Below are 4,649 nucleotides of genomic sequence, written 5' to 3' on the forward strand. Positions count from 1 at the left end.
GGGTGAGTCTCATCTTGAGGATGAGACGAATAGAGTAGGACACTGGCAGGCATCAAATAAAGCCGAGACCCCATGCCAAAAGCGTGGGGTTTTTGCTATGTGGAAAAGAAAAAGAGAAAAGCCTTCTGCTGTGCAGAGGGCTTTGAGGTTATTGACAAAGTGCCTGCTGCGGTGAAAACAGGCAGATCGTAAAGACGCCGTACTTCCTTTGTAAAAACAAGCATCCCTGATGGCTCGAGCCGCGCCCTCACCACCCGAGATCGAGTCGTCGAGGTTTGTCAGCAATCTGAAAGGCCCCGAAGGGCCTTTTGTTAATTAACGAGGATTAGTGAGAACTACTCTGAGAAGCGCCTAAGCCAGTTTGTGACCGTACAAACTGAGCTTTGAAGCGCAGGCGTTCTTGCTGGCCCTCAACTGATTTATCCGTGATGGAGAAGAACCAAATCCCGACAAATGCCACTATCATTGAGAATAATGCTGGATATTCATATGGATAGATTGGTTTTGTATGCCCCAAAATAGTGACCCAGATAGTTGGGCCTAAAATCATCAGGATCACCGCAGTCAGTAACCCCAACCAGCCTCCAATCATTGCGCCGCGAGTTGTCAGCTTTTCCCAATACATCGAAATGAAAATAATAGGGAAGTTACAACTGGCTGCAATGGAGAATGCTAAACCAACCATGAAGGCAATATTTTGTTTTTCAAACAGAATACCCAAGCCGATTGCGACAAATCCTAAAACCACCACGGTGATTTTCGATACTTTCAATTCATCACGCTCATTTGCTTTGCCCTTCTTGATGACGCTGGCATAAAGGTCATGAGAAACCGCAGATGCGCCCGCTAATGTCAGGCCCGCGACCACTGCCAGAATTGTTGCAAAGGCAACCGCTGAAATAAAGCCTAAGAAGAAGCTACCGCCTACGGCATCAGCCAGATGAACTGCCGCCATATTGTTGCCGCCAAGTAATGCGCCGGCTGCATCTTTAAAGGCTGGGTTTGGACCGACTAACAGGATTGCGCCAAAACCAATAATGAAGGTTAATATGTAGAAGTAACCGATAAAGCCTGTTGCATAGAACACACTTTTACGGGCCTCTTTGGCATCACTTACGGTGAAGAATCGCATCAAAATATGTGGTAAACCGGCGGTACCAAACATCAATGCCAGTCCAAGGGACAAGGCAGATATCGGGTCAGATACCAATCCCCCAGGGCTCATGATTGATAGACCTTTAGGGTGAACTTTAACGGCTTCGCTGAATAATGTATTGAAGTTAAAGTTAACCGATTTCATGACCATGATAGCCATAAATGATGCACCAGCCAGTAGCAATACTGCTTTGATTATCTGCACCCAGGTTGTGGCCAGCATGCCACCAAACAGGACGTACAGCACCATCAGCAGGCCCACCAACACCACGGCTACGTGATAGTTCAAACCGAATAGCAACTCAATCAACTTACCTGCGCCGACCATTTGTGCTATCAGGTATAAAGCCACGACGACTAATGAGCCACAGGCAGATAAGGTCCGGATAGGTCTTTGTTTTAACCGGTAAGATGCTACGTCGGCAAAAGTATAGCGGCCTAGGTTACGCAGGCGTTCAGCAATTAAAAATAGAATGATTGGCCACCCGATGAGGAACCCGATGGAGTAAATCAGACCATCGTAACCGGAGGTATAGACCAATGCGGAAATACCGAGGAATGAGGCCGCAGACATAAAGTCACCGGCAATCGCCAAACCATTTTGAAAACCCGTTATACGCCCACCCGCAGTGTAATAATCGCCACGTGAACGGGTGCGTTTTGATGCCCAGTAGGTGATATATAGTGTTGCGCCGACAAACAGCACGAACATCACAATTGCTTCAATATTAAGTGGTTGGCGTTGAACTTCGCCGGTAATCGCCTCTGCCTGTGACAGCGCTGGGAGAGCTAATAGGGAAAGTACGGACCAATGGCGAGTCTTCATTGCTTCACCTCACGAAGAATTTCTGCCGTCAGACGGTCAAACTCGCCATTAGCACGAAGAACGTAAATACCTGTAAGAACAAAAGAAATAACAATCAAACCCACACCTACCGGAATACCGCGAGTAATGGTGGAACCTGCGTATAGCGGGGTGCCGAGCCATTGTGGTTCGAAAGCAATAAGGAAAATGAAACCGACATACAGCGCCAAGGTAATCAGCGACAGTAGCCAGGCAAAGCGGCTGCGCTTGTGCACCAACTCTTTGAAACGCGGGTTATTTTCAATCTCTTGATAAATGTTGTCATTCATCAGAGTCTCTCCTTTGAGGCATTAAATAAGGTGCCGCCCGCAGGCGGCATAATTTACGACGGTGCTTGCATTGATTGTTTTTCTTCCAGTAATTTATCTACGACACTCGGATCGGCGAGCGTTGAGGTATCCCCTAAGTTGCTGGTATCGCCAGCCGCGATTTTGCGCAGGATCCGGCGCATGATTTTGCCCGAACGCGTTTTTGGCAGTGAGTCAGTCCAGTGCAAGATATCGGGTGTGGCGATTGGGCCAATTTCTTTTCGCACCCAATTGCGTACCTCGGTATACAGCTCTGGCGTTGGTTCTTCGCCATGATTCAAGGTGATATAGGCATAGATTGCCTGCCCCTTAATATTGTGCGGAACTCCCACAACAGCGGCTTCGGCAATTTTTGGGTGAGAAACTAGCGCTGATTCAATTTCTGCGGTGCCCAGACGGTGGCCTGAAACGTTCAGAACATCATCAACCCGGCCAGTTATCCAGTAGTAGCCATCTTCATCACGACGCGCGCCATCACCACTGAAATACATACCTTTGAAGGTTGAAAAGTAGGTTTGTTCAAAGCGGTCATGATCGCCAAACAGGGTTCGGGCCTGACCCGGCCACGAGTCGGTGATGACCAGATTACCTTCGGCTGCACCTTCTTGTGGATTACCCAAATTGTCTACCAGCGCCGGTTGAACCCCAAAGAATGGGCGAGTCGCGGAACCTGCTTTCAGCTCAGTAGCACCGGGGAGCGGCGTTATCATGAAACCACCGGTTTCAGTCTGCCACCAGGTATCAACTATCGGGCATTTGCTGTTACCGATTTTGTTGTAATACCATTCCCATGCTTCTGGGTTGATAGGCTCGCCAACCGACCCCATGATGCGCAGCGAAGTACGTTTAGTCCCTTCGACGGCTTTGTCACCTTCGGCCATTAAAGCGCGGATGGCGGTTGGTGCGGTATATAGAATGTTAACTTGATGTTTATCAATGACCTGACCCAAGCGATTGACGCCGGGATAGTTCGGTACACCCTCAAACATTAAGGTAATGGCACCGCAGGCCAGTGGGCCATACAGTAAATAGCTATGGCCGGTAACCCAGCCGACGTCTGCGGTACACCAGTAGATATCGCCAGGGTGATAATCAAAAACGTATTTAAAGGTGAGTGCGGCGTAAACCAAATAACCGCCAGTGGTATGTAATACCCCTTTCGGTTTACCGGTGGATCCGGAGGTATAAAGGATAAACAGCGGATCTTCCGCATTCATTTCTTCCGGCGGGCAGTCGGCCGAAGCATCTTTAATCAGGTCATGCCACCATAGGTCTCGCCCATCTTTCCAATAACCGGTATTACCGGTTCGTTGGAATACAACAACATTCTTGATACTGGTAATGGCAGGGTTTTTCAGTGCTTCATCGACATTTTTTTTCAGTGGAATTGCACGGCCAGCACGGATGCCTTCATCGGCAGTAATCACCAGTTTTGAGTTTGAGTCGATAATACGGCCAGCGACCGCATCAGGTGAGAACCCACCAAAAATCACCGAGTGAACAGCACCAATACGAGCGCAAGCCAGCATCGCAACAGCAGCTTCTGGCACCATTGGCATATAGATAGCGACAACATCACCTTTCTTGATACCCAGTTTTTTCAGCACATTGGCGAACTGGCAAACATCATGGTGAAGCTGTTTGTAGGTAACGGTTTTGGACTGATTAGGATCATCGCCTTCCCAGATAATCGCAGTTTGATCACCGCGCTCTGCCAGGTGGCGGTCTAGACAGTTTGCCGCAAGGTTCAATGTGCCGTCTTCAAACCAGCGGATACTGATGTGGCCGGGGTCGAAAGAGGTATTCTTCACCGTTTTATACGGTTTAATCCAATCAATAATCTTGCCATGTTCACCCCAGAATTCATCTGGGTTCTGCACCGATTGTTGATAGTATTGATGATATTGTTCTGGATTTATCAGGGCATGTTCTGCAATTGCAGCTGGAATAGGGTGTTTATGTATTTGGCTCATCATCATTCTCCTTGAGGTTGTTAATAATATGTCAATAAATCGTTAGTTATAGTGTGAAGAGATGTTTTGTTTCTTTTTTGGGCGGCAGATCACGCATAAAAGATGTTGATTTAGAGACTTACTTAATGCGCTGAGTGGTGAATCGATATCTTAATGATAGAAGAGGCACTATCTGGACATGCTATAAAGGAAAGGAAATGTGCTCGTCAGCTCATTTTCAGTATGAAAAGGGGATATTGATCGGCTTACCTGATTAGGGATATTAACGCAGCGTGATTAACACGATATGGTATTAATGGTTAACTAGAAAATAATGTATTAATTTACATTTGAATGAGAAATATTATT

3 protein-coding genes are annotated in these 4,649 nt (G+C 47.3%); all 3 read right to left on the bottom strand.

All coding sequences use genetic code 11. The features are described from left to right. Positions 1-325 precede the first annotated feature (325 nt). The 3 genes from actP to acs are packed head-to-tail and all read right to left on the bottom strand — an operon-like array spanning position 326 to position 4,301. Entirely contained in the window at positions 326-1,981 is a 1,656-nt protein-coding gene (gene actP, locus FTA91_RS05680) for a cation/acetate symporter ActP (protein WP_050114897.1), read from the bottom strand. Then, a complete protein-coding gene (locus FTA91_RS05685; protein WP_050114900.1) occupies positions 1,978-2,289 on the bottom strand; it encodes a DUF485 domain-containing protein in 312 nt (103 codons plus the stop codon). Before FTA91_RS05685 ends, actP begins: the two co-directional genes overlap by 4 nt. Positions 2,290-2,342: 53 nt before the next feature. Then, the gene (acs, locus tag FTA91_RS05690; RefSeq protein WP_145536255.1) at positions 2,343-4,301 is read right to left on the bottom strand and encodes an acetate--CoA ligase; all 1,959 of its coding nucleotides are present in this window, start codon (positions 4,299-4,301) and stop codon (positions 2,343-2,345) included. Between the last annotated feature and the right edge of the window lie 348 nt (positions 4,302-4,649).

The sequence above is a fragment of the Yersinia thracica genome (assembly GCF_902170565.1).
Taxonomy (GTDB): Bacteria; Pseudomonadota; Gammaproteobacteria; order Enterobacterales; family Enterobacteriaceae; genus Yersinia; species Yersinia thracica.